We start from the raw sequence: 25,596 nt of genomic DNA on the forward strand, positions 1-25,596 counted from the left end.
GCCATGAAAGACAGATTTGTGACGCGTCATCACTCAAGCTCGGTGGCTCGCTTGAGCCGTTGGAACCATGAACAGGGGCTTTGTCACAGGCAATTCACGCGCCGGCGATACCTTGAGCGGATGAAGACCTCACACGCCAAAACCCTCACCTTTGCGCGCAGCATGATGGCCGCAAGCCTGGCTCTGTTGAGCCTCAGCGCGCTGCTTTCACCCAGCGCTGCAAATGCCGCCGCCACAAGGACAAGCCCACCAAGTCAGGCCGCCAAGCCACTGCAAGCCAGCAGCCAGGGTCTGCTCTTGCAGCTGCAGCCCTCGGCCAAAGCGCCTGAAGCCGAGATCAAGCGCCTGCTGGCCGAGCTGAAGCTGCCCCTGCACTACAGCCGCAGCCTGGGCAACGGCTGGCATCTGCTGGAAGGCACGCAAGCCGCTTTGCCGCGCACCGAAGCCAGCGCCCTGGCCGAGCGCCTGCGCGCCGATGCGCGCGTGGCTTTTGTCAGCCTCAATGGCCGCGAGCAGCGCGCCGCCGTACCCAACGACAGCTTGTTCCGCCCGGCCGACGGCAAGAATGCGCAGTGGTGGCTGGATGACGTCAACGCCAGCAGCAACCCCGCCGCCGCCAACTTCACCAAGGCCTGGGATGCCGGCGTCGGCAACGGCTCGCCCATCGTGGCGGTCTTGGACTCGGGCCTGGTGGACCACCCCGAGTTGCCGCCCGGCAAGCTGGCGGCCGGCTACAACTTCGTCAGCAAGATTGAATACGCGAACAACGGCGTCGGCCGCGGCGCCAGCACGGTGGACCCGGGTGACGCCCTGACCCAAGCCGAGTTCGACGCCAACAAGGCCCTGTGGGATGGTTGCGTGGTCAACCCCAGCAACAGCTGGCATGGCACCTTGATCGCAGGCCAAATCGGGGCCAGCACCAATGACGCCAAGGGCGTGGCCGGCATCAACTGGAACGCCCGGGTGATGCCGGTGCGCGTGTCGGGCAAATGCGGCGCGGCCGTCTCCGACATGGTGGACGGCATGCGCTGGGCCGCAGGCTTGAGCGTGACCGGCGTACCGAACAACCCAAACCCGGCCAAGGTACTGGTGATCGGCTATGCCGGCCTGACCTCTTGCGATATCGCCGACCCCGACAAAGACGTGGCGGCCGCCGCCAAGCTCTACACCGACACCATCAAAGAGCTGCGCGCCAAGAATGTGTTGATCGTGGCGGCTGCTGGCAATCTGCGCGGTGTGGTCGGCCGCCCGGCCAATTGCGCCGGCGTGATGGGCGTGACCTCGGTCAACAAGCAAGGCTTCAAGGCCATTTACGCGAACTTCGGCAAACAGGTCACGCTGGCCGCCCCGGGCGGCGACCAGGACAACGGCGCCAGCTGCGATTCGACCCTGGCCGACACCGGCATCGTCTCGACCTACAAACCAAATCTGAGCGTGACGCCTGCGACCTACCACGCCGCCGTCAGCGGCAGCAGCTTTGCCGCACCCCAAGTGGCCGGCACCGCCGCGCTGATGTGGGGCCTGAACCCCGCGCTGACCTTGGATCAAGTGGAAGCCGGCCTGAAAGCCAGCGCTCGCCCCCATGTGCTGGCGCCCGCCCTGGGCTACTGCACCGCGACCAACAAGAGCCGCTGCACCTGCACCGCCGACACCTGCGGCGTCGGCCTGCTGGACGCTGAGGAGGCGATGAAGTTTGCAGCCGCCCCCACGAGCTACACCGCGCCAAAACGCAATGCTGTGGTGGTGGAGAGCGATAGCCTGAAGGCCTGCGGCAAGCTGCAAGGCAGCACCGCCTTCATACCTCCAGTGCCCACGCCTGAGCCAACCCCCACGCCTACACCGACGCCCACGCCAACTCCGACGCCGACGCCGACACCCGAGCCATCGACGGGCGGCGGTGGTGGCGGTGGCGCTGCCTCGCCCTGGTGGGTGGCAGGCCTCGGTCTGGCTGCGGCTCTGCTGCGCCGCCCTAAGAAGCACGGCGTGATCACGCGTTAGGCTCTGATGACCGGTGGTGTGGCGACCCGCTGGGCCCATGCCTTGCGAGGCAAAGGAAATGCACTGCAAATCCTTTGCTTTTCGTCAAAACAGCGTCACAAACCATCAGCACAATAGCGGTCATTCGAGGCAACAACAACCGGCTGCAGATTGGGCAGAGTTCTGGAACCCGTCACCAGAGCCGAGAATACCGTCGCCATGTGAGCATGGTGTCCGGAAGTCAACAGGGCCACAAACCGCAAGGGGGTGGCCCTTTGCTTTTGTGGCGCCGGTTTTGGCGCAGACCCCATGCGAGAGCGATTGATTCAGTCATCTGCCTCCTGTGGCGCGCATGCCGCATTGCGCGATCTGCCTTGACAGAGCCCAGACAGACTCGGCACACTGCGCCCTCGATTCGATGCAGCCCTGGCATCTAACACCCTCAACCCACTGAAAAGGAGCACACCATGCATGCAACTGATATTGCCCACCATGCGTCGGCCCTGCTCCTGCAAATGGGCGCTTGCCGCTGAAGTTTCCTCATCTCTTGGATCAAAGCTGACTCCAAGCCTGAGCGGACCTTGAACTGAACTTCAGCCGCTAAGCCTGCTCTCCTGACTGAGCAGCCCCGCAGTCCCAACCAGACCTGCGGCCGACGCAAGACTTTCCTCCTGCAGCCCCGACAGCGCCACCTTGCGCTGCCGACTCGTCACGCTTCGCTCTTGCTTCAAGAGCCCGGCGTGTTGGAAACGTTCGACCGTCTTTTCATCACCATGCTGAACAGCAACACAAGCAACACAAGTATCACCAACACTCACTTCAATACCGAAACACGCATTGATTCCCTGCAGCCCTTTCGCACTTTGGGCTTGAACCCCAGCGCCCTGTGGCCGGCATTGAGCCAACTCGACTGGAGCGATGATGCGCAGCTCTGGCGCATCACCGAGTTGCACCGCGATCGTCTGGGCTTGCAAAACTGCATGTCCAACGCGACCTTGAACGCGCGGGTCTTGCCCGCAATGAACCAAGCCTTGGCAAGCCAAGGCGAGAGCCTGGCCGTAGGGGACTGGGTCTTGGCGCGACGCAATGCACTGAACGAGCTCTGGGTCCATGCCCGTGCCGCGCCGCTCAACACCTTGAACCGGCGCGACCCCGAAGGCCGCCGCCAGGCCCTGGTCAGCAATGTGGACTTGGCGCTGCTGGTCATGGGCTTGGACCACGACTTCAAGCTGGCCCGGCTGGACCGCTATTTGGTGCTGACGCACTCCGCCGGTGTGCCGGCGCTGGTGGTCTTGACCAAGGCGGATCAATGCCCCGATGTGCCGACGCGCATCGCGCAGGTGCGCGCGCATTTGGCCGGCTCGCCCGGTGCGGTGCTGGAGGTCTTGGCGCTCGACGGCACCGCGCCGAGCAGCCGCCAGGCCCTGCTGCCCTGGCTGGGCCTGGGGCAGACCTTGGTGATGCTCGGCTCCAGCGGCGCCGGCAAGTCGACCTTGAGCAACACCCTCAGCCAGACAGCGCAGCAGCAGGTGGGTGGCGTGCGCCTGGACGACAGCCGAGGCCGTCACACCACCACCGCCCGCAGCTTGCAGCGCTGTGTGGGCGGTGCCTGCATCATCGATACGCCCGGCCTGCGCAGCTTGCAACTGGACGCCGACGAGGCCGCTGTGCTGCGCGCTTTTGACGATGTGCAAAGCCTGGCTCAGGCCTGCCGCTTTCGCAACTGTGCCCACCAAGGCGAGCCCGGTTGCGCGGTGCAGGCCGGCCTGAACGCGCAGCGGCTGAAGAGCTTTCACAAACTGCAACGTGAGGCCAGCCGTGAGCAGATGACGCATCTGGACCGCCAAGAAGCGTTGGCCAAGTGGAAGACGATTGCGCGGGCCAGCCGTGCCGTGATCAAGTCCAAGCGCGGCTGACACCAGGGCTTGCCAAGCGGCGCGGTGAAACGACATGCCTGCATGCGACACTGCGCCGCTTCCAACCCCCGTGGAGCGCGAACCGATGAGCCCTGCCGAACTCGCCCAGACCCAGTTGCTGGCCTATAACGCCAAGGATCTCGAGGCCTTTGTGGCCTGCTATAGCGAGGATGTGCGCGTCTGGCGCAAGCCGGGCGAAGCGCCGAGCGTGCAAGGGCGCGAGGCCTTTCGCGAAAGCTATCGCAAGGGACCTTTCGCGCAGCCCCAGGTGCAGGCCGAGATTGCCCAGCGCATCGTGATGGGCAATACCGTAATCGATCATGAGTTGGTGCATGGCCGCGGCGGCGACCAGCCCCAGCAGGTGGCGGCCATCTACCGCTGCCGTGACGGCCTGATTGCCGAGGTCCACTTCTTCTCGCCCGATTGAATCGGGCCACCTCCGTGCATCACGCCGGGTAAAGAAGTTAAAACCTGGGCGAGCTTGGCGGAAAATCCGGCTCGAACATGCGATGCTGTGAACCTGCGCAAGCCCATACAAAGGCCATGAAGGCCGCTCGCTTCGAGCGAACTGAATCGAAGCCCTTTGCGCTAGGTCCCGTCATCATCGTCAACCCCATTGAATAAAGGCATAGAGAGTTTCGCCGCCGCAGGCTCTGTCAGCCCTTACGCCGAATCGATTCCACTCTCATGCTTGATCTTGATACCCCCCGCCCCTCGCGAGCCCGCCGCAATAAGGCGCACCCCCAAGGACTGAGCCGCTGCATCGCCGCCCTGCTGCCCTTGCTGGCAACAAGCTTGGTCCAGGCGCAAGCGCAGCCCCAGCCTCAGCCCCAAGTCGAGCGCGGCGCTGCGAACGAAGCGCCGCAAGCCCCCAGTGCTGCAGCGAGTGCCGCCAAGAGAACACTGCCGCCTTCGGCCAAAGCTGCCAGCGCCAGCAAGGCCAATGAACAACCCGCCCAGCTGGATCGGGTGGAGCTCAGTGGCAAAGCCAGCGATGAGGCCGCGCGGCGCGCCTCCACCGCCTCCAAGATCGTCATCGGCCGCGATGAGATTGAGCGCTTTGGCGATTCCAGCGTCGGCGAAGTGCTCAAACGCTTGCCTGGCGTGACCACCGGCGGGCGGCCAGGCCGCGGCGGCGAGGTGCGCATGCGTGGCATGGGCAGCGGCTACACGCAGATCTTGGTCAATGGTGAGCGCATGCCGCCGGGCTTCTCGCTTGATCAACTGCCGCCAGAACAAGTCGAGCGCATCGAAGTGATGCGCGCGCCCACCGCTGAGTACGGCGCCCGCGCCGTGGCCGGCACCATCAATGTGGTGTTGCGTGAGGCCCTGGCCAAACGCCTGAATGATTTGAAGCTGGGTGTCTCTTCGGAGCGCGGCCAACTGCGCCCCAATGCCAGTTGGAGCCGCAGCGACAAGCTCGACGAGCAAGGCGGCGCCTACACCTTGAGCATCAACGCCCAGCAAGGCGACACGCTGGACGACCTCAACAGCCTGAGTCTGACGCGCGATCTGAAAACGCAGGCCGAATCCAGCCTGCTGACCCAGGGCCGCACCCAGGCCAGCCGCAAGGGCCTGAACCTCAATGCCCGCCTGCAGTGGAAGTTAGGCGAAGGTGAGAACTTCAATCTGCAGCCCTTTGTCAACGCCGCGCGCGGCAGCAGCGACAACGCCCAGACCTTCAGCCGCACACCCGCGCAACCGGGCGATGGCAGCTATTACTTCGACCGCTCCAACACGCACAGCGACACCCGCTTCGACATGGCGCGGCTGAATGCCCAGTGGACCAAGACCTTGGACGAAAGCCGCCGCATCGACTTGCGGGCCGGTCTGGGCCGCGCCCATGCCCTAGGGGACACGCTGACGCAGGAATACCTGGGCGCACCCGGCGCTGCCGCAATTCGTACCCAGCAAGACCATACCGACAGCCGCGACAGCAATTGGAGCTTCAACGGCAAATACTCGCATCAACTGGAGAACGAGCACAGCCTGGTGGCCGGCCTGGAAAGCGAAGGCACCCAGCGCGATCAAAAACGCGACTGCCTGCAAAACGGTGCCTCCTGCCGGGGCCAGCTGGAGTTTGGCGACGAGCTGTCGGCCAGCACCCAGCGCTTTGCGGCCTATGTGCAGGATGAATGGAGCCTGGGCAAGCAATGGTCGTTCTACGCCGGCCTGCGCGGCGAGACGATTGCCACGCGCAGCCAGAGTAGTGCCCAGGAGGTGAAGAACCGTTCCAGCGTTTGGACTCCGCTCTTGCATGGCGTTTGGAAATTTGACGAGAAAAGCCGCGACCAAATTCGCGCCAGCCTGACGCGCAGCTACCGCTCGCCCAATTTGCAGGATTTGATCGCCCAGCCCTCGATCAACAGCTTTTTCCCCTGCCCCGATGGCCAGCCTTGCGGCGCCAACAGCTACGACCACCCCGACCGCGCCGGCAACCCGAATCTCTTGCCCGAGTTGGCCACCGGCATTGACCTGGCCTATGAGAACTACCTGAGCAAGGGCGGCATTCTGAGTGTGAGCGCCTTTGTGCGCCAGATCACCAATCTGATCCGCAATGACACCCGACTGGAAAGCGTCAGCTGGGCCAATACGCCGCGCTATGTGACGCGGCCGCAAAACATCGGCAATGCCAAGACCTACGGCGTCGAGCTGGAAGCCAAGTTCCGGCTCGACGAGTTCATCGACGAAGCCTGGCCGGTGCAGGTGCGCAGCAATCTGAGCATGTTCAGGTCTTCGGTGGACGGTATTCCCGGCCCGAACAACAAGCTCGACCAGCAGCCCAGCGCCACCGCGAATCTGGGGGCCGACTACCGCTTGCGCAGCCTACCGCTGAGTTTGGGCGGCAGCATCAACTGGACGCCGGCCAACACAGTGCAGCAAAGCCGGGAAACCGAAGCCAACACCAGCCGCAAAATCGTGCTGGACGCGTTTGCACTTTGGAATATCGACCGCGATATGTCGCTGCGTTTGTCAGCTAGCAATCTCGCACCGCTGGACTACAGCAATGGCAGCCAAACCCTCACCAGCGACAGCCTGATCACCAAGAGCAGCAGCGGCGCCAGCTACACGCAGTGGCAGCTGCGCTTGGAGATCAAGATCTGATCAAGCCCAGCTGCGCTGCGGCAACGATCAGGAACAAGGCCCCCAGCCCGCCGACGGCGAGCAGCAGGGCCGAGCTGAACCAAAGCTCGGCCCTGGTACCGATCTTGGCCCGCGGCCCTTGGCCTGGCCGCTCGACGATGAGCACCGGCACCCATTGGCCCAGCTTAGGCCCGGATCTGGAGCTCGTCACTTGGCTGCGCAGCTCGGCGCGCTGCCCATTGGCCAGCTGAAACTCGACCCGGTAGTAGCGCATCGCGCGACCAAAGCGCAGATAGCGCCACTCGCCAATGACCGCGCCCCGAACGAGGTAAGCGCGACGCAGAAAGAAGAGCTGGCGTAGCGCTGAAAGCAAGCCCGACAAAAGCACAACCAGCACGGCGAAGGCCAGCATCAAGAGAGAAAACTCAAGCATCGCGATGCTGGCGCAGCGTTGCAGCCAAACGGGGCTGGGCTTCTAGCTCGAGCAAGCTTTGAAAAAACTCCGGCTTGTTCGCTTTCAAATACGCCCGGCTGCCCGACCACTGCGAGACCACCACAGCCAAGAAGGCCAAGGCACCGGGCTCGGATTCATGCAACAAGGGTGCAAAGACATCCGCAAACACCGCCCAGGCCTGATGCAGCTTGGCGCGCGCGGCGGCCTTCACGGCCTCATGCGCGGCTGGCTCAGGGCTGGTGGTCCATTGCGCTGGGAAGTCGCTGACCGACACTGCGGCGTAACAGTTCGCGGCGATGTAGACCAGGCCACGCAAATGCTGAGCGCGCAGGCTGGGCTCCGAAGGCAGCAAGCCGGCCTGCGGATACTGCAAGCCCAAGTGAATCAGGATGGCCGCACTCTCGGACAAAACCGTGCCATCCGCCAAGCGCAAGCTGGGGATCTGCCCGAGCGGGTTCACTTGCAGCAGCTCTTGGTAGCGGGACTCGGGCTCCCATGAGGACGCTCGAATCAGTTCATAGTCCAAATCACAGGCCCGCAAAGCCATCTCGATGGCCGCAGAACCGGAACCTCGACTTCCATAGAGCGCAATCGACATTTGACAAACCTCCGCAAGACGCGTGACGATTGTCGCGGCTACGCGGCGTTTGCGCTCTTGCTCGTCACATGCTGGCCTTACCCGGATGCCTCAACTCGGTGACCGTCACCGCAAAGCGCTCATTGCCGGGCATGCGGCCGCTTTGCTGGCCAAGCACGACAAAACCGGCTTTTTGGTAGGTGGCGAGGGCCGCCAGATTGCCATCCAAGACCTCGGCTGTCAGCGGCGCAGCGGTCTCTTGAAGCACGGTCTGTATCAGCGCCGAGCCAATGCCTTGGCCATAGCGGAGCGGATCCACATAAAGCCAGGCCAATTCGTCCGGCGTGAAGGCAACAAAGCCGAGCACCTGACCCTCCACTTCGGCAAGCCGAATGGCATAGTCGAAAAAATCTTCGTTTTCAGCCGTCTCTGCCAGGGTCAGAAAAGCCGCGCTCAACCCCGCTGAAGCCAGCTCATCGCGCCGCGCAGCATCATGAATCTCACAAACGCGAGGCCAATCGGCGTCGGTATAGGGTCGAATTTTCATCATCAAACTACTTTCAAACAGCAAGCCCTTGGCGAGCGCGGCCCTGTCTCCATCAAGGACGCTCTCGATAGCCCAGCAGCCTTGCTGGCAAGAACAAAAGCGTCTTCAGCAAGGCAAACACCGCTTCGACGCTGATGCCAATCAGGCGAAACGGCAGACTCAACAGCCACACCAGCGGCCACAAGATCAGCGCCAGCAAAGCCAAAGGCCAGCACAAAACCAAGAGCACCAGCCACAACAAGAACTTCATCGCCTGCCTTTCTCTATTGACGCTCAACACAACCCTCAAGACCGGGCCGTGAAGACACCAGGCCAACCATGGTAGGAGCCGAGCATCACCGGGTTCGCGCTTCTTGCGATGAACTGCAGATTCAGTGCGCTGATCGGTATCTGGCCTGGCGGCAGGGACAAGTCCGAAGACATACCGACAAACAAACCCATTAGGATGCGGCATCACTCAACTGCGCCGTATGTCATTTCCTACCCCACTTCGTCTGCCCGCCCATCGCCTTGTATTGATTGCGCTACTCGGCCTCTTGAATGCGCACGCACCGGTGCAGGCGAGCCCCGCCACAGTCAGCGACACCAAAGACGAGGTCTTGCGCAATTCCATCGGCATGCAGTTTGTGCGGATCCCGGCCGGGGAGTTTTTGATGGGCAGCGAAGAGTCCGTGGAAGCGCTGGCGCAAGCCTTTCCGGCGCTCGAACGCCGGCGCTTTGAGAAGCTGCAAGATGAAGGCCCGGTGCACCGGGTGCGCATCAGCAAGGCCTTTGCGATGGGGGCTCATGAAGTGACCGTGGGCCAGTTCAAACGCTTTGTGCAGGCCTCTGGCTATGTACCCGAATCGATCCGCGACGGCACCGGCGGCTATGGCTACCGACGCGACTACGACCCCGCCACCACGGAACGCGGTGATGCCTTCGAGGGCCGCAAGCCGCAGTATTCCTGGCTGAACCCCGGTTTTGCACAGACCGACAATCATCCCGTCGTCAACATCACTTGGTTCGATGCGGTGGCGCTGGCCGAATGGCTGAGCAAGACCGAAGGCAAGCGCTACCGGCTGCCCACCGAGGCCGAATGGGAATATGCCGCCCGTGCCGGGACGCGGACCCGTTTTCACTCTGGCGACGCACCCAACTCGCTCCTCAAGGTGGCCAACGTCTTCGACGCTGACAGTGCCGCCCACTGGCCGAAATGGCAGATGCACGCGCTGCAAGGGCCCAATGGCCGGGGTGATGGTTTTGCCTTCACCGCGCCAGTGGGCTCTTTTGCACCGAACGCTTGGGGCTTGTTCGATATGCATGGCAACGCCTGGGAATGGGTGGCCGACTGGCATGCCGACGACTATTACGCCACATCCTCGGCCCAAGGCTTAGCGGTCGATCCGCAAGGGCCGGCCACAGGCGATGTGCGGGTGCGCCGCGGCGGCTCTTGGCACACCTGGCCGTTTTATGCGCGATCGGCCTACCGCAATTGGAACGCACCAGACACCCGCTACACCTTGCTGGGGGTGCGCTTGGTGCGAGAGTTAGACAAGGAGTCCGACGCGCCGCGTTGAGCCCTCTGCAAGTTCCAGAGGGATCAGGCCGCGCTGATCAGTTGCGCCGCCTCAGGCGTGTCCAGATGCGGCAAGGTGTTGAAGGTTTGCAGAGCCAGGCGCTTGGCATTGAAAGTCAATTCGCTGACAGCGCTGTTGCGCAGGCGCAGATTCAACTCGATCACCGATTCGGCCGGCAGCGCCAGCACCTGGGCTATCGCGCAAGCAATAGGCCCGCCGCTGCTGACCAGCAAAACCTGACCCTCGCAATGCTCGCGCACATGGGTCAGCACTGCCGCTACGCCGGCCCTGAAGTCCGCATAGCTGATCATTCCCGCAGGCTGTGTTTGCCCGCTTATCCAGGCACGCAGGCCCTCGCGCAACAGGCGAAAGTAGGCTCGCGCTGCCTCGGCACTTTGGGGTCGCTCTAAAGGCGCAACATCACCCACCACGCTGCGAATCAAAGCTTCGCTGTCGTATTCATTCAGCCCCGGCCAGACCTGCGGCGTCAAGGCTGTGTCGGGCATCAGCCCCTCTTTGACGGCGGCCAACGACTGCGCATGTCGACGCAGGCCGCCGCACAAAACAGCATCGAAACGCATCTGGCGTGCTCGCCAATACGCGCCCAGCATCTGGCATTGCCGATGCCCCAGCTCACTCAATTGGTCATAGTCCTGAGCGCCCAAGGACGCTTGCCCATGGCGCAGCAGATAGAGAGTTCCCATCCGCCCATCATCGCGCTAGCTGCAAGGCCCGGCTGTCGCCACGGTGACCCGGCGCCGCTGTTCGAGTCAGGGCAGGCTTCAGCCGCCGAACATCAGCTGCACTGCGGCGGTTCAAGCGGATCGGCCAGCTTGCGCCGAACCAGGGCACAAGCCTGATCCGCATCCGCCACACCAAGCTTCAACCAAAGTTGCGCCAGGCCACCATGCACCAAATCAGGGCTTGATGCCATCAAAGACACCAGTTCGGTGCCCGGCTCTCCTTTGAGCAGGCCGAACAAAAACTCCGCTTCACTCAAGCTGAGGTCAAAGCTGCGCATCAAAGCATCCATCAAGGCCGCGTCATCAGCCTCTCGCAGGACGATCAGCCATTGGCCCTCGCCCAGCATTTCTGCATCCACCTGATGCAGGGTGAAGCACAAGCGCCTGGGAACTGCGGAAGCTGGCGCCTCGACCGCCCCTGCACCAGCCTCCGGGCGGGTCGCAGGGCTGGGTCGGTGCACGCCGCCGCTCTGCGCGACGACACTCAAATCCCTGGGTGGCGCCCCAGCACGACGGCGCAAGGCCTCGCGGTGCAGCCAGAGCAAAAGTTCGGGCGGCAGCCAGCCACGCTCAAAATGGCCGCCGCTGAAGTACGCCGCCATCAGGCTGCGAGCCAGAGCGCTATGCCAGGTGCAACGGCCATTGAGTTCCGACACCGTCAAACTGGCATAGCCAAATGCATCCAAGGCCGAACGCGTCTTGGTCGGCGCCAAGCCTTTTGCAGGCGGCTCGGCATCGGTCTGAATCTCGATGGATGGGGCGGCAGGCTTCATATGCTGAGAACTAACGCAAGCCTCATGCCATCTCTGCGCAGCGGCGCGCAAAACGGGGCCTTTGGACGCCAGTGTCTGCATATCGACAAATCCCCTTCTTATCGAGGCATCAAAACAGGGCTCCCCCGCTGACCTCGAGCCAGACTTCAGGCACCATGGCGCAGTGACCCCTTGGCCCTCTTGCTCGCACGAGGCACCGCTGGGTCTGCGAGATACTTCCGACGGCTCCCCACCTAACCAACCCAACAAGACCGCGCGCCCATGGATCGATTGGCCGAGCAAGTGGTGATCTGGCATAACCGCCATCCGCTCGCAAAACGGATCACCATTTATGACGTCCACACGATTGGCGTCGTAGCCCTGCCCTTTATGCGCAGTGGGCCGGCCGCAGGCCATGGCGGACAAGGCCATGCGGCGGACCCGCGCGGCCCGATCGAGCCGGTGCTGACGGATGAGATTTCCCCCGAGAGCCTGGCCGCCGCCTGGGATGACGAAAGCACGGTCGCCGCCAACACCAACGCGGCCCATCTCGACGCTCTGGCCGACCAAGAAATACCGCCGCGCAAGCCGGCAAGTTCGGGTTTAAAAGGCCTGCTGGAGCGACTGGCTTTTTGGCGGCGCGGCTCTGGCGCGAATCAGTATGAAGCCCACGGCGGTCAAATCTGGCCCGCCTTCAGCGAGCGTTTTGTGGCCGGTCTGTCGCCCAAGACCATCGCCCGATTCGCCCAAAAACAAGGCTATTCGACCCAACCCGGCGATGCCACCTGGCCGCTGCGCATTGTGTCGATGGATGACGATCTGATGAGCCGGGGCGGCGCCAGCAGCGGCGGCGCTTGGCCTTTTGAGCTCTATTTGATGAGTGCAGCCATCGACGCGGGCCGCTCGCGCAGCCGTGTGCTGATCGGGCGCGGTGGCCAACAGGCGCAAATTTTGGGTGGACGCTGTCTGAGCGGACCGCGCCTGGCCGTGGTGGGCTTGCTAACACTCAGCCTGATGGGCTTCGGCACCGCACTGCTGATCCCCGGCCTGATCGTGAAAAAGAGCAGCCGCAGTGCGGCGGCCGAGGAGGTGGTGATGGCCGCTTCAGCTGCGTCAGCCAATGGGTCGACAGAGTCGAGTGCATCTGCCTCTGCCTCTGCCCCTGCCTCTGCTGCCAGCGCTGCCACCATCGACCACGCAGCCGCTGCAGCCAGCGAAGCCGAAGGCCATGCCGATACGGCACCATCGACAGCACAAGCTACGACAGCGACAGCTTCCGCCCCAGCGCTCAAGGCGCTAGCGGCGCCAGCCTTAGATCTCGCGGCCAGTGCAGCCGCACAACGTGAAGCCATGGCTGCTGCGGCAGCGGCTGCCGAGGCCGCCAAGTCCAGTGGAGGCAAACCGTCCGCAGCGGAGGCAGACGCCGAAGCCGGCATCGACAAAAATGCCCCGCGCCCGGACATCCGTCCCCTGATCGTCAAGCCCATTCCGGGTCGCAGCGCCCGGCCGCTGCTGGCACCACCGGGCGCATCCACAGCCGCTGGCAGCGAAGCCACGGAAGGCGACAAAGCTGAATCGAACTCAGGCGCTGCATCCGACAAAGCCGGCAAAGCGCTCAAGCCCGCGGATAAAGATAAGGAAAAAGACAAGGACAGCGCCGCCGCCAAAGCCGGCAGCAAGAAAGCTGCAGCGGGCAAAGAGCCCAGCCCCGCCGAACCGAGCGATGGCAAGAACTCGGCCGCGACGCCGACGGGCAGCGCCGCCAGCAAATTGGAGGGCCCAGCAGCGGCCCGTGTTGCCAGCATGGCCAAGAAGCCTGTCGTGGCCCTGGTCGGGCCGGTCAGCGCCAACAAAGCCGAGGCCGAGGCCACCCTGGAGCGCATGCGCACGCTGGTGGCGCCGACCCAGTCCGGCCGCAGCCCGATGCAGGCGCAGGTCTTCCAAACGCCAGAGGGCTATCGCCCTGCCCTGTGGCCTTTCGCCAGCCGCGAAGAAGCGCAGCTGATCAACGCCACCTTGGTCGCCCGCGGCATGCGCACACGGGCGGTGGATTTCTAAAGAGGCTCGGTCAAGAGCGGTAGTCGGCGTTGATGCTGACGTAGTCGTGGCTCAGGTCGCAGGTCCAGACGGTAGCGCTGGCTTGGCCCCGGTTCAGGCTGACCCGCACGGTGATCTCGGCTTGCTTCATGACGCGCTGGCCGTCTTCTTCGCGGTAGGCCGGATGGCGACCACCGGCCTGTACCACCAGCACCTCGTCCAGATGCATGTCGATCAGGGTTTGGTCCAGATCGGCGATGCCGGCATAGCCCACCGCAGCCAAGATGCGGCCCAGATTCGGGTCACTGGCGAAGAAGGCCGTCTTGACCAGGGGTGAATGGGCAATGGCGTAGGCGGCCAATTTGCACTCGGCCTCATCGCGGCCGCCTTCGACCACGATGGTGATGAACTTGGTGGCGCCTTCGCCGTCACGCACGATGGCTTGGGCCAGCCGCTGAGACACCTGGATCAGCGCGGCGCGCAAAATCTTGGCCTCGGCCGACTCCAGCGACTCGATGCGCGCATGGGCCGCTTTGTGCGTGGCGATCAGCACAAAGGAGTCATTGGTCGAGGTGTCGCCATCGATGGTGATGCGGTTGAATGAGGCGTCAGCCGCTTCGGTCACCAAGGCCTGCAGCAAGGCCGGGTTGATGTTGGCGTCGGTCGCCACATAGCCCAGCATGGTGGCCATATTCGGGCGGATCATGCCGGCGCCCTTGCTGATGCCGGTGAGGGTGACCGTTTGGCCTTGGATTTGCACCTGGGTGGACGCTGCCTTGGGCAAGGTGTCGGTGGTCATGATGCCCAGGGCGGCTTCGCCCCAGGCGTCCGGCCGCAAGGCCGAGATCGCAGCGGGCAGGCCTGCAATGATGCGGTCCACCGGCAAGGTCTCCATGATGACGCCGGTCGAAAACGGCAGGATCTGCTCGGGCTGCACGCCCATCAACTGCGCCAGCGCCTGGCAGCTTTGCTGCGCACGCGCCAAGCCATCGGCGCCGGTGCCAGCGTTGGCATTGCCGGTGTTGACCAAGATGGCGCGAATACCGGCGCCGCCCGCCGCCACGCCAGCCAAATGTTGACGGCAAATTTGCACGGGGGCCGCGCAAAAGCGATTGCTGGTGAACACCCCGGCCACCGACGCGCCTTCATCGAGCGCGATCACGCTGAGGTCACGTCGATCCGCCTTACGGATGCCCGCCATGGTGATGCCCAATCGAACGCCTGGAACGGCATGCAAGGCGGTGGGATCGGGAGCGTTGAGGTTGACTGGCATGGTGGGGCTGTAACGGGTTCAAGAAGTGGCCGGATTGTAGAAGCAGGCCTGCCCGCCGCACGCTGTGAGCAAGGCCAGGATGCTGGCTTATTGCGCGCAGGGTGTGGCCGCCGCGTCGGCCAGCACATTCAAACTCAAGACCATGCGCTGGCGGTCCAGAAGCAGCAAAAAGCCGCTGCTGCTGGACAAGGCTGCATCGCAGGCCCCAGCGAAATTGAGATTTGGAGTTTCCAACCAAGTACTGCCGGATTGATAGCTAGGACCGTAGGCGTTTTTCTCACTGCCGATCAAACTCAGCAAATGGGCCGAACGCAATTCCAAACCGCTGGCCTTGATTTGCAACCAGGCCGAAGGTGACTGAAAACGCGCATAGCTGCCACCGCCATCGAGCCCGCGCAGATCGGCGTTCACCTCGTCTTGCGCCAAGCGCAGCCCGCCACGCAGCAGCGGTGCTGCAACGTCGGCCGAAAGTTCCGTCTCCACCAAAGGCAAGAGCAACTCACCCGGCACCAAAGACTTGGCATCGGCCGCATTCAAAACCTGCAGCAAGGCGCTCTGCAAGCCAGTGGCCAAAAAGGCTTGCAAGCTCGCTGAGCTGGGGCGCAAATAGACCAGCAAAAACTCGTCTTGTTGCAGCACATCGGCAGTGAAGTCCTGGCCCTGGAAGCGCTGCACACCTTGGCGCAGGCGCAGCATGTCGACCCGACCCACGCGCCCCTTTTCATTGGTGAAGCGGCCCCTGGCCACCTCGATGCCCTCAGGCCATTGCAAGCGAGTGCGCAGGCTGTCCAGCACCAGCAAACGGGTCAAGACCGGAGGTGAGAACAAGGTGCTCAAGTCTGAGCTTTGTGACATCGCGCTTGGCAAAAGGCTTTGCAGGCTGCGCTTGAATTCGAGGTTTGCACCGTTCGCAAAGTCAGCTTCAGCGGCACGCCACTGCGTCAAACCCAAAGCACCGGACAGCAAATCGCTGCTGGCCAAAAAGGCCGAGGAGAAGGTCTGTCCTGGCGGGGCCCACAGGTCTCGCTGCACCCAGCGACTGACCGATGCTTGTCGTGCCGCCGAAAGATTGGGCAAGAGGCTGGGGATTTGCGCCAGCGTCGCCCCAGAGGCTGCGGCACGCAACAACTGTTCAAGCGATGCGCTGAGCGCCGGCGAGGCCTGGGCATTGCCCAACCAAGCGCCTGCAGGGGCAGACGCTTGCAATTGGTTTATGGCCAGATTCAAACTGGCGTTTTGCAACATGCGAAGTTCGCTGTCGGACGCGCCGGCATTGGGGGCCGCTTGGCGCGTCAAGGCATAGGCGGAAAGACTGATGCGCGTGAGCTCGCCACCCTTATTGCCCGAGCCACTGCTCGCGCTGGCGCTCTCGGTCGGCGGACTCGGGTTCGGCGCCGACACGAGCGCGACTTCACTGCCACCGCCGCCTCCACAGCCTGCCAACAACAAGCACAGGGCGCTGACCGCCAAGCAGTGCGCCGCTCCTGCTTTCGCTGCACCGGGCAGGTCTCGACTCACAAAATGCCTCTCAATCGCCAGTCTATGCCGCTGGCGCAGTGAATCGAGCGCCGCCTAAAAGTGAACCTGCAGGCTTGAATCGATCAAGCAATCAAAAGGCCCGCGCGGGCCGCATTTATAACTGCTGATCAGCACGGTGCCACTCCCCCAGAAGGACGAAGGGGAGGAGGTTCTGACTGAACCCCCTCCCCTTCCAAAACAGCAAGTAGACGCGAGATTCAGCGGATCGGCGCCATACCTCGCAAGGTCTTGACCGCGCCTTCGCCCATGGAGGCGCCAAAGCGCTTGGCCAGTCGTTCAGCCACATTGTCACGGGGCGTGTAGTCCACCACTTCCTCGGCCTTGACCACCTCGCGGGCGACAAAATCCAAGTTACCCAGATGGTCGGCCAAGCCCATCTTGACGGCTTGCTCACCGTTCCAGAACAGGCCGGAGAAGGTTTCGGGCGTTTCTTTCAGGCGCTTGCCGCGCCCTTCACGAACCACCGCGATGAATTGCTGATGAATCTGGTCCAACATCGCTTGCGCATAGGCTTGCTGACGCGGAGACACCGGGCTGAAGGGATCCAACATGCCCTTGTTATCGCCGGCCGTCATCAAGCGGCGCTCAACGCCGAGCTTATTCATCAGGCCGGTGAAACCAAAGCCGTCCATCAGCACGCCGATGGAGCCGACCACCGAGGCCTTGTCGACATAGATCTCATCCGCCGCGGCGGCGATGTAGTAAGCCCCCGAAGCACACATCTCTTCCACCACGGCATAGACCTTCTTGCCATGCTTGAGCTTGAGGCGCTTGATTTCGTCATAGACGATGCCGGCCTGCACCGGGCTACCCCCCGGTGAATTGATGCGCAGCACCACCGCTTGCGAGCCGCTGTCTTCAAAGGCGCTCTTCAAGGCGGAGAGCAACAACTCGGCGCTGGCCTCGGTGTCGGCCGCGATCTCACCACGCACTTCAACCAGGGCTGTATGCGGCGTGTTGGGCGACTGCATATGGTGGCGCTGCGAGTAAAAAGACCAGGCAATCAAGCCCAGCAGTGCCAGCCAAATCAGCCGGAAGAACAAACGCCAGCGACGCTCGCTGCGCTTGTCCAACAAGTACTCGCGAGCGAACTGGGCCAGCAGCGGCTCATAGGCATTCATAGCCGGCGCTTGCGGCTTGGCGGCCGGTGCCGCTTCGCCGCCCATATAGGGCTCAGGCATGGGCGGAGGCAGTTCGTCGTTAGGGCTATTGCTCATTGTTCTTGTCTGGATGGTCTAGGTACGGTCAGTCTTCAAAAGCAGGCCGGGTGTCGCGAGAAGGATACCAATAGACGCGCCCCTCGCGCTCTTGTACGTCTAATTTGGTCAGCCCCATGCGGCCGCACATGCCGGTGACGCATCGCCCCGTCAGCGGGTCATAGACCGCGCCATGGATGGAGCACATAATGAAGCGCTTGTCGCCATCCAGAAACTCGCCCTCTTGCCAGTCCATTTCGGTGGGCACATGGGCACAGCGATTCAAATAGGCCACCACCTGCCCGTCAAAACGCAGCGCAAAGGCGCGCGCCGGCTCGCGGTATTGCTGCACATCAAAGACATGGGCACGGCCGCGCTCCTGCAATTCTTCGGAAGTACACAAGGCCACGGGGGGCGGCAATTCGGGGCTGTTCATGGTTTCAGGCATTCTTCAAAAGCCAGGCGTGCAACTCAGGCACCGTGTGGGCAATGTGCAGCGGGTCAAACTCAGCAAAGCTCTGATGATCGTGAGCGCCGTAGGCCACGCCCAGGCTGGCCGTGCCTGCATTGCGAGCCAGTTGCAGGTCGTGGGTGGTGTCACCAATCATCAGGGTGCGCTCGGGCTCGACGCCAAACTCGCGCATCAACTCCATCAGCATCTGTGGATTGGGCTTGCCGGCGGTTTCATCAGCGGTGCGGGTGCCATCAAACACCGAGCGCAAGGTCTCCACCTGCAAAACCTCATTCAAACCTCTTCGGCTCTTGCCGGTCGCCACCGCCAGCCAGTGATGCCGAGCCTTCAGCGCGCCCAGCATCTCCAGCACACCTTCAAACAAGGTGATCTCATGCTGGGCCGCGACATAGTGATGGCGATAGCGCTGCCCCAGTTCTGGGTAGCGCGCCGGCGACAAATCAGGCAAAGCATAAGCCAGGGCTTCGTTCAGGCCCATGCCGATCACATAGCTTGCGCGCTCATTGCTCGGCACTGTCAAGCCCAGATCAAGCGCCGCGGCCTGAATGCTGCGGGTGATCAAGGCGGTGGAGTCGAACAAGGTGCCGTCCCAATCAAAGACGATCAAGTCGAACTGCTGCGGTCTCATGACGAGCGACCCTGGCCTTTGCCTTGACTCTGTAAAGCCTGGATCAACTGCTGGCATTCCGACGGCAAAGGCGCCAGCAATTCCATTTCCTTGCCGCCCTCGCTGGGGTGAATGAAGCGCAGACGCTTGGCGTGCAGGAACATCCGATCAAAGCGCAGCGGTCCGCGCGCCAAGGCGCGGTTCGCCTCAAAGTCGCCGTACTTGGGATCACCGACGATGGCATGACCCTCGTGGGCCAAATGGACGCGGATCTGGTGGGTGCGCCCGGTCTTGATGGTCACATCCAGCAGGCTGTGCTCACCCAAACGCTCCGCCACCCGAACCAAGCTGATAGACCGCTTGGCCTGATCCGCATGGACGTCTTTCGGGTCGGTCACCGCCCGAACCCAGCGCTCGCCATCGCTGCCGATGAACTTCAGCAAGGGTACATCGATGACTTTTTTGTTCGCCGCCCATTCGCCGCCCACCAGGGCCGCATAGGTCTTGCCGGTTTCGCGCTCACGAAACTGATCTTGCAAAGCCACTAGAGCGCCGCGCTTCTTGGCGATCAAGAGCAGACCCGAGGTTTCTTTGTCCAGCCGATGCACCAACTCCAGGAACTTGGCAGTGGGACGGGCCTGCCGCAACTGCTCGATCACACCGAAGCTGACGCCTGAGCCGCCGTGCACCGCCACGCCAGCCGGTTTGTTTATGGCCAGCAGGTAGTCATCTTCATAAATGACCGGAAACTCGCGCGGAGGCACAAACTCGGTCTTGGCCTCCACCCGTTCGGGCAGGCGCACCGGTGGAATGCGCACCTCGTCGCCCATTTCCAAACGAGTATCGGCCTGGGCTCGGCCCTTGTTGACGCGCACTTCGCCGGCCCGAATCACGCGGTAGACATGGGTTTTGGGCACGCCCTTCAACTCGCGCAGCAGGAAATTGTCCAAGCGCTGGCCGGCCGAAGCCTCGTCAATCACCAGGCGGCGCACCGTCGGTGCCACCGCAGCGGCTTCCGGCTGAGCCATCGGGGTGGGCTTGACAGGGGCGCCCTTGGGCGCCGCTGCAGAAGTCGGTACCCGCTCACCCAGCGGCCGCGAAACCCGGGGCTTTCGCGCTGCCGTTGCAGGCCGGGCGGGGCCGGATTTGCGGGTTTGTGTGGCGGCCGGCGCTTTGGCTTTAGCCCTTATAATGTTGCTCACCACGTTGTCGCCGTAAGTATTTGATTTGTCTGATTTTACCTGGGTAGCCCGAGACAAAGGCTCCGAGCGCTGAAGACAAGTCATACAAGAAGCGATGCGGGACAAGAAGATCGGCGGTTTGCCAGTCTTCTTGCGTAGTGATGATGAACAAAATTGGTGATGCAACGTGCGGTTGCCGGAAGCGGGCCTTGTCCCCATGTGACAAGGCGGCCTCGGGTGCTGCGCGGCAGAGCAATGTAGAACGAGCCACGCCGCGTGCAGTCCCAATTGACTGTACGAGGCACCAGACAAGGTTTTTTGGGGCGTGAGGCCGGTCGATCAAGAGTCTGACCGCCTCAGCCCAGCGTCCAACAGTCCGCACGGATGATTTCCTTCACTCCCCTCACCCCCCACCGCTCATCAGCACTGCCCCGGCCGAATGCCGGCGAGGCCGTGCTGCCTTGCCGTGGCCGGGCCGCGCAGCTCAGGGCTGCGTGTTCATGGGACGGGACCTCCGCGCCGACTGTCATGTCGCAAGCGCCAACGCTGGCCATTTGATCGCACTCCGATCACGGTCAGTCCAGGGCGATTCCTTCCTCGGTTCCTCCACATTGCCCGTGCATCGATGTGTTGCCGCCAGGGCCCGAATCCGGGCTCGAGCGGTGACGTGATGCTGCGCGTGTGCCGGCCGGACTAGAACTCCGTCCGCTCACGCGTTTGAGGAGTGATGACGATGAAACGCATGCTGATCAATGCGACGCAGCCGGAAGAACGGCGCCTCGCAATCGTTGATGGCCAAAAACTGCTCGATTTCGAAACCGAAATCGAAGGCCGCGAGCAACGCAAGGGCAATATCTACAAGGCCGTGGTCACCCGCGTTGAGCCTTCGCTGGAAGCCTGTTTTGTGGACTACGGCGAAGACCGCCACGGCTTCCTGCCCTTCAAGGAAATTGCCCGCCAATATTTCCGCGAAGGCGTGGACGTGCGCTCGGCACGCATCCAAGACGCCATCAAGGAAGGCCAGGAACTGCTGGTCCAGGTTGAAAAAGAAGAGCGTGGCAACAAGGGCGCAGCCCTGACCACCTTTGTCTCTCTGGCCGGCCGCTACTTGGTGCTGATGCCCAACAACCCCCGCGGCGGTGGCGTTTCGCGCCGCATCGAGGGTGAAGACCGTGAAGAGCTGAAAGAGAACCTCGACCAGCTCGAATACCCCAAGGGCATGAGCTTGATCGCTCGCACCGCAGGCATCGGCCGCTCGGCAGCCGAACTGCAGTGGGACCTGAACTACATGCTCAAGCTCTGGACCGCCATCGACGATGCGGCCAAGGGTGGCAAGGGCGCCTACCTGATTTATCAGGAATCCAGCCTGGTGATCCGCGCGATCCGCGATTACTTCACCGCCGATGTCGGTGAAATCCTGATCGACACCGATGACCTGTTCGAACAGGCGCATCAATTCATGAACCACGTGATGCCCGAGCAAGGCCATCGCGTGAAGCGCTACCGCGACGACGCGCCGCTGTTCAGCCGTTTCCAGATCGAACACCAGATCGAAACCGCCTTCAGCCGCACGGTCAACCTGCCCTCGGGCGGCGCCATCGTGATCGACCACACCGAAGCGCTGGTTTCGGTGGACGTCAACTCGGCCCGGTCGACACGCGGCAGCGACATCGAAGAAACCGCCACCCGCACCAATCTGGAAGCCGCCGATGAAATCGCGCGCCAGATGCGTTTGCGCGACCTGGGCGGCCTGATCGTGGTCGACTTCATCGACATGGAAGAGTCGAAGAACCGCCGCGAAGTTGAGCAGCGCCTGCGCGACGCGCTGCGCCCTGACCGCGCCCGCGTGCAGTTCGCCTCCATCAGCAAGTTCGGCCTGCTGGAAATGAGCCGCCAGCGCCTGCGCCCAAGCTTGAGCGACGGCAACCACATCACCTGCCCACGTTGCAACGGCACCGGCCACATCCGCGACACCGAGTCCAGCGCGCTGCAAATCCTGCGCATGGTTCAGGAAGAGTCGATGAAGGACAACACCGCCGCCGTGCATGTGCAAGTGCCGGTGGAAGTGACCTCCTTCTTGCTGAACGAAAAGCGCACCGAGATCACCAAGATCGAAATGAAGCAGCGCGTGACCGTGCTGCTGGTGCCCAACAAGCATCTCGAAACGCCGAACTACAAGCTGGAACGCCTGCGCCACGACGACCCACGTCTGGAGAACCTGCAAGCCAGCTACACCATGATCGAAGAGCCGCAGGATGAGGTGGGCATCACCCGCCGCAACGACGCGGCTGGCGACAAGGGCAAGAACAAGCAAGAGCCTGTGATCAAGGGCGTGCTGCCCGAGATGCCGCCTCCAACCCCGGTGGCTCCTGCACCCAAGGCTGAAGCTCCAAAAGCAGCCGCTCCGGCACCTGCCACTGCAGTTGCAGCAACTGCCTCGAGCGGTGGTTTCTTCGGCTGGATCAAGGGCCTGTTCGGCGTGGCCGCTCCGGCGCCTGCCGAAGCGCCTGCTGCCACTCCGGCCAAGTCGGCCGCTGGCGCTGATCGCAAGCGCGAAGGTGGACGTGACGGTGGCCGCGAAGGCGGTCGCGACGGTCGCGGCCGTGGTCGCAATGGCGAACGCGGTGGCGAGCGTGGAGCTGAGCGTGGTGATCGCGCTGAACGCGGTGATCGTGGCGAGCGCAATGCCAAGCGCGATGGCGCCCGCAGCGAGCGTCCGCAAGAAGCCCGCGGCGACAGCCGCCCTGAGGGCCAACGCGGTGAGCGTGCGGAACGCACTGAGCGTGGTGAGCCGCGTGGCGAGCGCAGCGATCGCAACGGCAATCGTCGCCCAGAGCGCAGCGAGCGCCCGGAAGCCGGTGCCGAGCAGCCGCGCGCCGAACGCAGTGAAGGCGGCCGCCGCCCGCGTGGTGACCGCGCGGAACGTGGCGAGCGCAACGAGCAGCGCAACAACGACGAGCAAGGCCTGAACAGTGCAGCCGCAGCGCTGCCAGTGCAAGCCCAGCTGATCGCTGATGCGCCGACTGGCTTTGCCGACACGCAAGCCGATGCCAACGCTGAAGCCTCCAACGAAGAGCGCCAAGGCCGTGGCCGTCGTCGTCGTCGTGGCGGTCGTGACCGCGAAGACGGTGGCGCAAGCAACGAGGCCCAGGTGTCTGCTGAAGGCCAAGAGGCCAACGCAGCTGAAGCCGGTTCGGCCCAGGCTGAAGAGGCTGGCGCGACTCGCGCCGAAGGCGAAGCCGATGGCCAAGGCGGCGAAGCGCGTCGTGGCCGCAACCGGGGCCGCGACCGCGTGCGCCGCGAGCGCCGCGATGACCAAGCCCCTGAGCTGAACGGAGACACTGCAGCCGCTGAAGTAGCGCCGCAAGCGGAAGCCACCAGCGAAGCTATCGTCGAGGCCGCGCCGGTCGCTGCAGCCGTGAACGCTGAAGTTGCAGCTCCGGTCGAAGCGGCACCGGCAGTCGCCGCAGCGCCTAGCCCAGCACCAGCCCCCGTCGCTGTAGCCGCCGTCGAGGCACCAGTGGCCCCAGCCGCTCCGGCTTTTGTGCTGGACCTCGACGCTCTGCAAGCGGTTGCCGCCTCCACCGGTCTGCAATGGGTCAACTCAGATGCTGAGAAGATTCGCGCCGCCCAGGAAGCGATTGCCGCCGAGCCCAAGCCAGTGCATGTGCCGCGTGAACGCGTGGCCACAGTGCAGGCGGATGAAGGCCCGCTGGTCTTGGTCGAAACCCGCAAAGATCTGGCTCAGATCAAGCTGCCGTTTGAGCAGTGATAGGCCGATCGCGGCTTAATGGTTTGATTGCTTAAGCCCTTCAGCGCCGGCTGAACCAGCAACGCCGCCGAGGCGCAAGCCCGGCGGCGTTTTCTTTTCATGAAACCTCTTCATTGACGCGCACCTGCCCTTCTCTCTCGAAGGCGCAGCCGCGAATCGAGAACTCCCCGTGACAGCAAGCAGCAGTACCCCAGTGGCCAAGATGCCACCCCAAATCCCCTACATCATCGGTAACGAAGGATGCGAGCGCTTCAGCTTCTACGGCATGCGCAACATCCTCACCGTCTTCCTGATGACCAGCCTGCTTTTGGCCGTGCCCGAGCCTCTGCGCAAAGGCGAGGCCAAAGAGGTCTTCCACACCTTTGTGATTGGCGTGTACTTTTTCCCGCTGCTGGGTGGCTGGTTGGCCGACCGCTTCTTCGGCAAGTACAACACCATCTTCTGGCTCAGCCTGGTCTACTGCGCCGGCCATGCCTGTTTGGCGATCTTTGAGAACAATATTCGCGGCTTCTACACCGGCCTGTTCTTGATTGCCTTGGGCTCGGGCGGCATCAAGCCGCTGGTCAGCTCTTTTGTGGGCGACCAGTTCGACAAGAGCAATCGCTCGCTGGCGCAAAAGGTCTTTGATGGCTTTTACTGGATCATCAACTTCGGCAGCTTCTTTGCTTCGCTCTTGATGCCGCTGCTGCTGAAGAACTTTGGCGCCAGCGTGGCCTTCGGTATCCCCGGCGTTTTCATGTTCATCGCCACCATGATTTTCTGGATGGGTCGCCGCAAGTATGTGCACGTCAAGCCCACGGCCAAAGACGACCCCAACAGCTTTCTCAAGGTAGTCCTAACAGCCCTAAAAACCCCTCGCCCCGGACAGCTCAATTTGGGCTTGTTCACGGCCTGGGCCGGTGTCGTCTTGGCCGCGCTGAGCCTGGTGCTGCTGAAGCCCACAGGCATCGTGCCGGCCTTGTGCTCGGCCCTGGTCTTGGTGATGGGTTTTGGCGGCTTTGGCGCTTGGCTGCAACTCGATCGGGCCACAGCCAAGCATGGCGCCGAAGCCGTGCAAGGCGTACGCACCGTGTTGCAACTGCTGGTCTTGTTTGCGCTGGTCACGCCGTTCTGGTCCTTGTTCGATCAAAAGGCTTCGACCTGGGTCTTGCAGGCCGATCAGATGAGCAAGCCTGAATGGTTCCAGTCGTCCATGATGCAGGCGCTAAACCCGGCCTTGGTGATGCTGCTGATCCCTTTCAACAATATGGTGCTCTACCCCTTGCTGGAGCGCATGGGATTGCGCATCACCGCGCTGCGACGCATGGGCGCTGGCATTGCGCTCTCAGGCCTGGCCTGGATCGTGGTGGGCGGCCTGCAACTCTGGATTGACCAGGGCCAGGGCATCAGCATTGTTTGGCAGATCTTGCCCTATGCCATCCTGACCATGGGCGAAGTCTTGGTGTCTGCAACCGGCCTTGAATTCGCCTACAGCCAAGCGCCACTGGCCATGAAGGGTGTGATCACCAGCTTTTGGAATCTCTCAGTGACGATTGGCAATCTCTGGGTGCTGTTGGCCAATAGCAGCGTCAAGAGCGAGGCAGCCACGGCCTATATCCAAACCACCGGTTTGAGCGTCACCGCCTTCCAGATGTTCTTCTTCGCTGGCTTCGCACTGCTGGCGGCATTGGCGTTTGCCATCAAGGCACGTAGCTATTCGATGGTCAACAACTACAGAGACTGAGTCTCAACCCTAGCTCAGTTCTCTTGCAGGCTTGATTGAGTTGGCATGACGAACGTATTGAATCTGAGCGCCTTCCGGCTTGGCGTTGATCAGGCCACATAGACTCGTGGCAGACGCCCATCGATGGAACTGCCGAGTGGCGTCGGGGGTGGAATTCCGCGAGGTAAAGGAGGAGCCGACGCCTGCA

20 protein-coding genes are annotated in these 25,596 nt (G+C 62.8%); 8 read left to right on the forward strand and 12 right to left on the reverse strand.

The window, feature by feature from the left end:
* Positions 1-120 precede the first annotated feature (120 nt).
* The 4 genes from LNV06_RS07890 to LNV06_RS07905 all read left to right on the forward strand — a co-directional run bounded on the left by LNV06_RS07890 (position 121) and on the right by LNV06_RS07905 (position 6,998).
* Positions 121-1,998 carry a S8 family serine peptidase gene (locus LNV06_RS07890; protein ID WP_263537716.1) on the forward strand — a complete coding sequence of 626 codons (1,878 nt, stop codon included), beginning with the start codon at positions 121-123 and terminating at the stop codon, positions 1,996-1,998.
* Between the two features lie 719 nt (positions 1,999-2,717).
* The gene (gene rsgA, locus LNV06_RS07895; RefSeq protein ID WP_263537717.1) at positions 2,718-3,893 is read left to right on the forward strand and encodes a ribosome small subunit-dependent GTPase A; all 1,176 of its coding nucleotides are present in this window, start codon (positions 2,718-2,720) and stop codon (positions 3,891-3,893) included.
* Positions 3,894-3,978: 85 nt separating this feature from the next.
* Complete coding sequence (locus LNV06_RS07900; RefSeq protein WP_263537718.1) at positions 3,979-4,320, forward strand: nuclear transport factor 2 family protein; 342 nt, start codon at positions 3,979-3,981, stop codon at positions 4,318-4,320.
* A 260-nt stretch (positions 4,321-4,580) separates the two neighbouring features.
* Positions 4,581-6,998, forward strand: coding sequence for a TonB-dependent receptor plug domain-containing protein (locus LNV06_RS07905; RefSeq protein WP_263537719.1), 2,418 nt, complete (start codon positions 4,581-4,583; stop codon positions 6,996-6,998).
* Here the strand turns inward: LNV06_RS07905 and LNV06_RS07910 are convergent.
* The 4 genes from LNV06_RS07910 to LNV06_RS07925 all read right to left on the reverse strand — a co-directional run bounded on the left by LNV06_RS07910 (position 6,988) and on the right by LNV06_RS07925 (position 8,805).
* Positions 6,988-7,410 (reverse strand): hypothetical protein, encoded by a 423-nt coding sequence (locus LNV06_RS07910; RefSeq protein ID WP_263537720.1) that lies wholly within the window; start codon positions 7,408-7,410, stop codon positions 6,988-6,990. The genes LNV06_RS07905 and LNV06_RS07910 overlap by 11 nt on opposite strands.
* Positions 7,403-8,029: a glutathione S-transferase gene (locus LNV06_RS07915; protein WP_263537721.1), complete on the reverse strand. Its 627-nt coding sequence runs from the start codon at positions 8,027-8,029 to the stop codon at positions 7,403-7,405. Before LNV06_RS07915 ends, LNV06_RS07910 begins: the two co-directional genes overlap by 8 nt.
* Positions 8,030-8,093: 64 nt before the next feature.
* A complete protein-coding gene (locus LNV06_RS07920) occupies positions 8,094-8,558 on the reverse strand; it encodes a GNAT family N-acetyltransferase (protein ID WP_263537722.1) in 465 nt (154 codons plus the stop codon).
* Between the two features lie 49 nt (positions 8,559-8,607).
* Complete coding sequence (locus tag LNV06_RS07925) at positions 8,608-8,805, reverse strand: hypothetical protein (RefSeq protein WP_263537723.1); 198 nt, start codon at positions 8,803-8,805, stop codon at positions 8,608-8,610.
* A gap of 220 nt (positions 8,806-9,025) precedes the next feature.
* Here LNV06_RS07925 and LNV06_RS07930 point away from each other — a divergent pair, with 220 nt between their 5' ends.
* On the forward strand, positions 9,026-10,114 hold the full coding sequence (locus LNV06_RS07930; protein ID WP_263537724.1) for a formylglycine-generating enzyme family protein: 1,089 nt from the start codon (positions 9,026-9,028) through the stop codon (positions 10,112-10,114).
* A 23-nt stretch (positions 10,115-10,137) separates the two neighbouring features.
* Here LNV06_RS07930 and LNV06_RS07935 read toward each other — a convergent pair whose 3' ends face one another.
* On the reverse strand, positions 10,138-10,818 hold the full coding sequence (locus LNV06_RS07935) for a histidine phosphatase family protein (protein ID WP_263537725.1): 681 nt from the start codon (positions 10,816-10,818) through the stop codon (positions 10,138-10,140).
* A gap of 92 nt (positions 10,819-10,910) precedes the next feature.
* Entirely contained in the window at positions 10,911-11,630 is a 720-nt protein-coding gene (locus LNV06_RS07940) for a hypothetical protein (protein ID WP_263537726.1), read from the reverse strand.
* Between the two features lie 261 nt (positions 11,631-11,891).
* On the opposite strand from LNV06_RS07940, the gene LNV06_RS07945 reads away from it, so the two are divergent.
* Entirely contained in the window at positions 11,892-13,667 is a 1,776-nt protein-coding gene (locus LNV06_RS07945) for a hypothetical protein (RefSeq protein WP_263537727.1), read from the forward strand.
* Between the two features lie 10 nt (positions 13,668-13,677).
* On the opposite strand, the gene argJ is transcribed toward LNV06_RS07945, so the two are convergent.
* The 6 genes from argJ to LNV06_RS07975 form a co-directional block, all read right to left on the reverse strand.
* A complete protein-coding gene (gene argJ, locus LNV06_RS07950; RefSeq protein ID WP_263537728.1) occupies positions 13,678-14,919 on the reverse strand; it encodes a bifunctional glutamate N-acetyltransferase/amino-acid acetyltransferase ArgJ in 1,242 nt (413 codons plus the stop codon).
* Between the two features lie 87 nt (positions 14,920-15,006).
* Positions 15,007-16,437 (reverse strand): hypothetical protein, encoded by a 1,431-nt coding sequence (locus LNV06_RS07955; RefSeq protein WP_263537729.1) that lies wholly within the window; start codon positions 16,435-16,437, stop codon positions 15,007-15,009.
* Positions 16,438-16,655: 218 nt separating this feature from the next.
* Entirely contained in the window at positions 16,656-17,675 is a 1,020-nt protein-coding gene (locus LNV06_RS07960; RefSeq protein WP_411970086.1) for a S49 family peptidase, read from the reverse strand.
* 28 nt (positions 17,676-17,703) lie between these two features.
* Positions 17,704-18,090 carry a Rieske (2Fe-2S) protein gene (locus LNV06_RS07965; protein ID WP_263537730.1) on the reverse strand — a complete coding sequence of 129 codons (387 nt, stop codon included), beginning with the start codon at positions 18,088-18,090 and terminating at the stop codon, positions 17,704-17,706.
* Positions 18,091-18,094: 4 nt separating this feature from the next.
* Positions 18,095-18,754 (reverse strand): HAD-IA family hydrolase, encoded by a 660-nt coding sequence (locus tag LNV06_RS07970; RefSeq protein ID WP_263537731.1) that lies wholly within the window; start codon positions 18,752-18,754, stop codon positions 18,095-18,097.
* Positions 18,751-19,761 carry an RluA family pseudouridine synthase gene (locus tag LNV06_RS07975; protein WP_263537732.1) on the reverse strand — a complete coding sequence of 337 codons (1,011 nt, stop codon included), beginning with the start codon at positions 19,759-19,761 and terminating at the stop codon, positions 18,751-18,753. Before LNV06_RS07975 ends, LNV06_RS07970 begins: the two co-directional genes overlap by 4 nt.
* 886 nt (positions 19,762-20,647) lie before the next feature.
* Here LNV06_RS07975 and LNV06_RS07980 point away from each other — a divergent pair.
* Both LNV06_RS07980 and LNV06_RS07985 read left to right on the forward strand, forming a co-directional pair.
* Positions 20,648-23,686, forward strand: coding sequence for an Rne/Rng family ribonuclease (locus LNV06_RS07980; RefSeq protein WP_263537733.1), 3,039 nt, complete (start codon positions 20,648-20,650; stop codon positions 23,684-23,686).
* Between the two features lie 202 nt (positions 23,687-23,888).
* Positions 23,889-25,409, forward strand: a complete 1,521-nt coding sequence (locus LNV06_RS07985; RefSeq protein WP_263538322.1) for a POT-type proton-dependent oligopeptide transporter — start codon at positions 23,889-23,891, stop codon at positions 25,407-25,409.
* Positions 25,410-25,596 lie beyond the last annotated feature (187 nt).

This window comes from Paucibacter sp. Y2R2-4 (assembly GCF_025717535.1).
Lineage (GTDB): Bacteria > Pseudomonadota > Gammaproteobacteria > Burkholderiales > Burkholderiaceae_C > Paucibacter_A.

Excerpts from the sequence above, each read along its gene's own strand:
- LNV06_RS07890 (WP_263537716.1), top strand. The coding sequence starts at position 121 with ATGAAGACCTCACACGCCAAAACCCTCACCTTTGCGCGCAGCATGATG.
- LNV06_RS07900 (WP_263537718.1), top strand. The coding sequence starts at position 3,979 with ATGAGCCCTGCCGAACTCGCCCAGACCCAGTTGCTGGCCTATAACGCC.
- LNV06_RS07905 (WP_263537719.1), top strand. The coding sequence starts at position 4,581 with ATGCTTGATCTTGATACCCCCCGCCCCTCGCGAGCCCGCCGCAATAAG.
- LNV06_RS07910 (WP_263537720.1), bottom strand. The coding sequence starts at position 7,410 with ATGCTTGAGTTTTCTCTCTTGATGCTGGCCTTCGCCGTGCTGGTTGTG.
- LNV06_RS07915 (WP_263537721.1), bottom strand. The coding sequence starts at position 8,029 with ATGTCGATTGCGCTCTATGGAAGTCGAGGTTCCGGTTCTGCGGCCATC.
- LNV06_RS07920 (WP_263537722.1), bottom strand. The coding sequence starts at position 8,558 with ATGATGAAAATTCGACCCTATACCGACGCCGATTGGCCTCGCGTTTGT.
- LNV06_RS07925 (WP_263537723.1), bottom strand. The coding sequence starts at position 8,805 with ATGAAGTTCTTGTTGTGGCTGGTGCTCTTGGTTTTGTGCTGGCCTTTG.
- LNV06_RS07930 (WP_263537724.1), top strand. The coding sequence starts at position 9,026 with ATGTCATTTCCTACCCCACTTCGTCTGCCCGCCCATCGCCTTGTATTG.
- LNV06_RS07935 (WP_263537725.1), bottom strand. The coding sequence starts at position 10,818 with ATGGGAACTCTCTATCTGCTGCGCCATGGGCAAGCGTCCTTGGGCGCT.
- LNV06_RS07940 (WP_263537726.1), bottom strand. The coding sequence starts at position 11,630 with ATGAAGCCTGCCGCCCCATCCATCGAGATTCAGACCGATGCCGAGCCG.
- LNV06_RS07945 (WP_263537727.1), top strand. The coding sequence starts at position 11,892 with ATGGATCGATTGGCCGAGCAAGTGGTGATCTGGCATAACCGCCATCCG.
- argJ (WP_263537728.1), bottom strand. The coding sequence starts at position 14,919 with ATGCCAGTCAACCTCAACGCTCCCGATCCCACCGCCTTGCATGCCGTT.
- LNV06_RS07960 (WP_411970086.1), bottom strand. The coding sequence starts at position 17,675 with ATGAGCAATAGCCCTAACGACGAACTGCCTCCGCCCATGCCTGAGCCC.
- LNV06_RS07965 (WP_263537730.1), bottom strand. The coding sequence starts at position 18,090 with ATGAACAGCCCCGAATTGCCGCCCCCCGTGGCCTTGTGTACTTCCGAA.
- LNV06_RS07970 (WP_263537731.1), bottom strand. The coding sequence starts at position 18,754 with ATGAGACCGCAGCAGTTCGACTTGATCGTCTTTGATTGGGACGGCACC.
- LNV06_RS07975 (WP_263537732.1), bottom strand. The coding sequence starts at position 19,761 with ATGGCTCAGCCGGAAGCCGCTGCGGTGGCACCGACGGTGCGCCGCCTG.
- LNV06_RS07980 (WP_263537733.1), top strand. The coding sequence starts at position 20,648 with ATGAAACGCATGCTGATCAATGCGACGCAGCCGGAAGAACGGCGCCTC.
- LNV06_RS07985 (WP_263538322.1), top strand. The coding sequence starts at position 23,889 with ATGCCACCCCAAATCCCCTACATCATCGGTAACGAAGGATGCGAGCGC.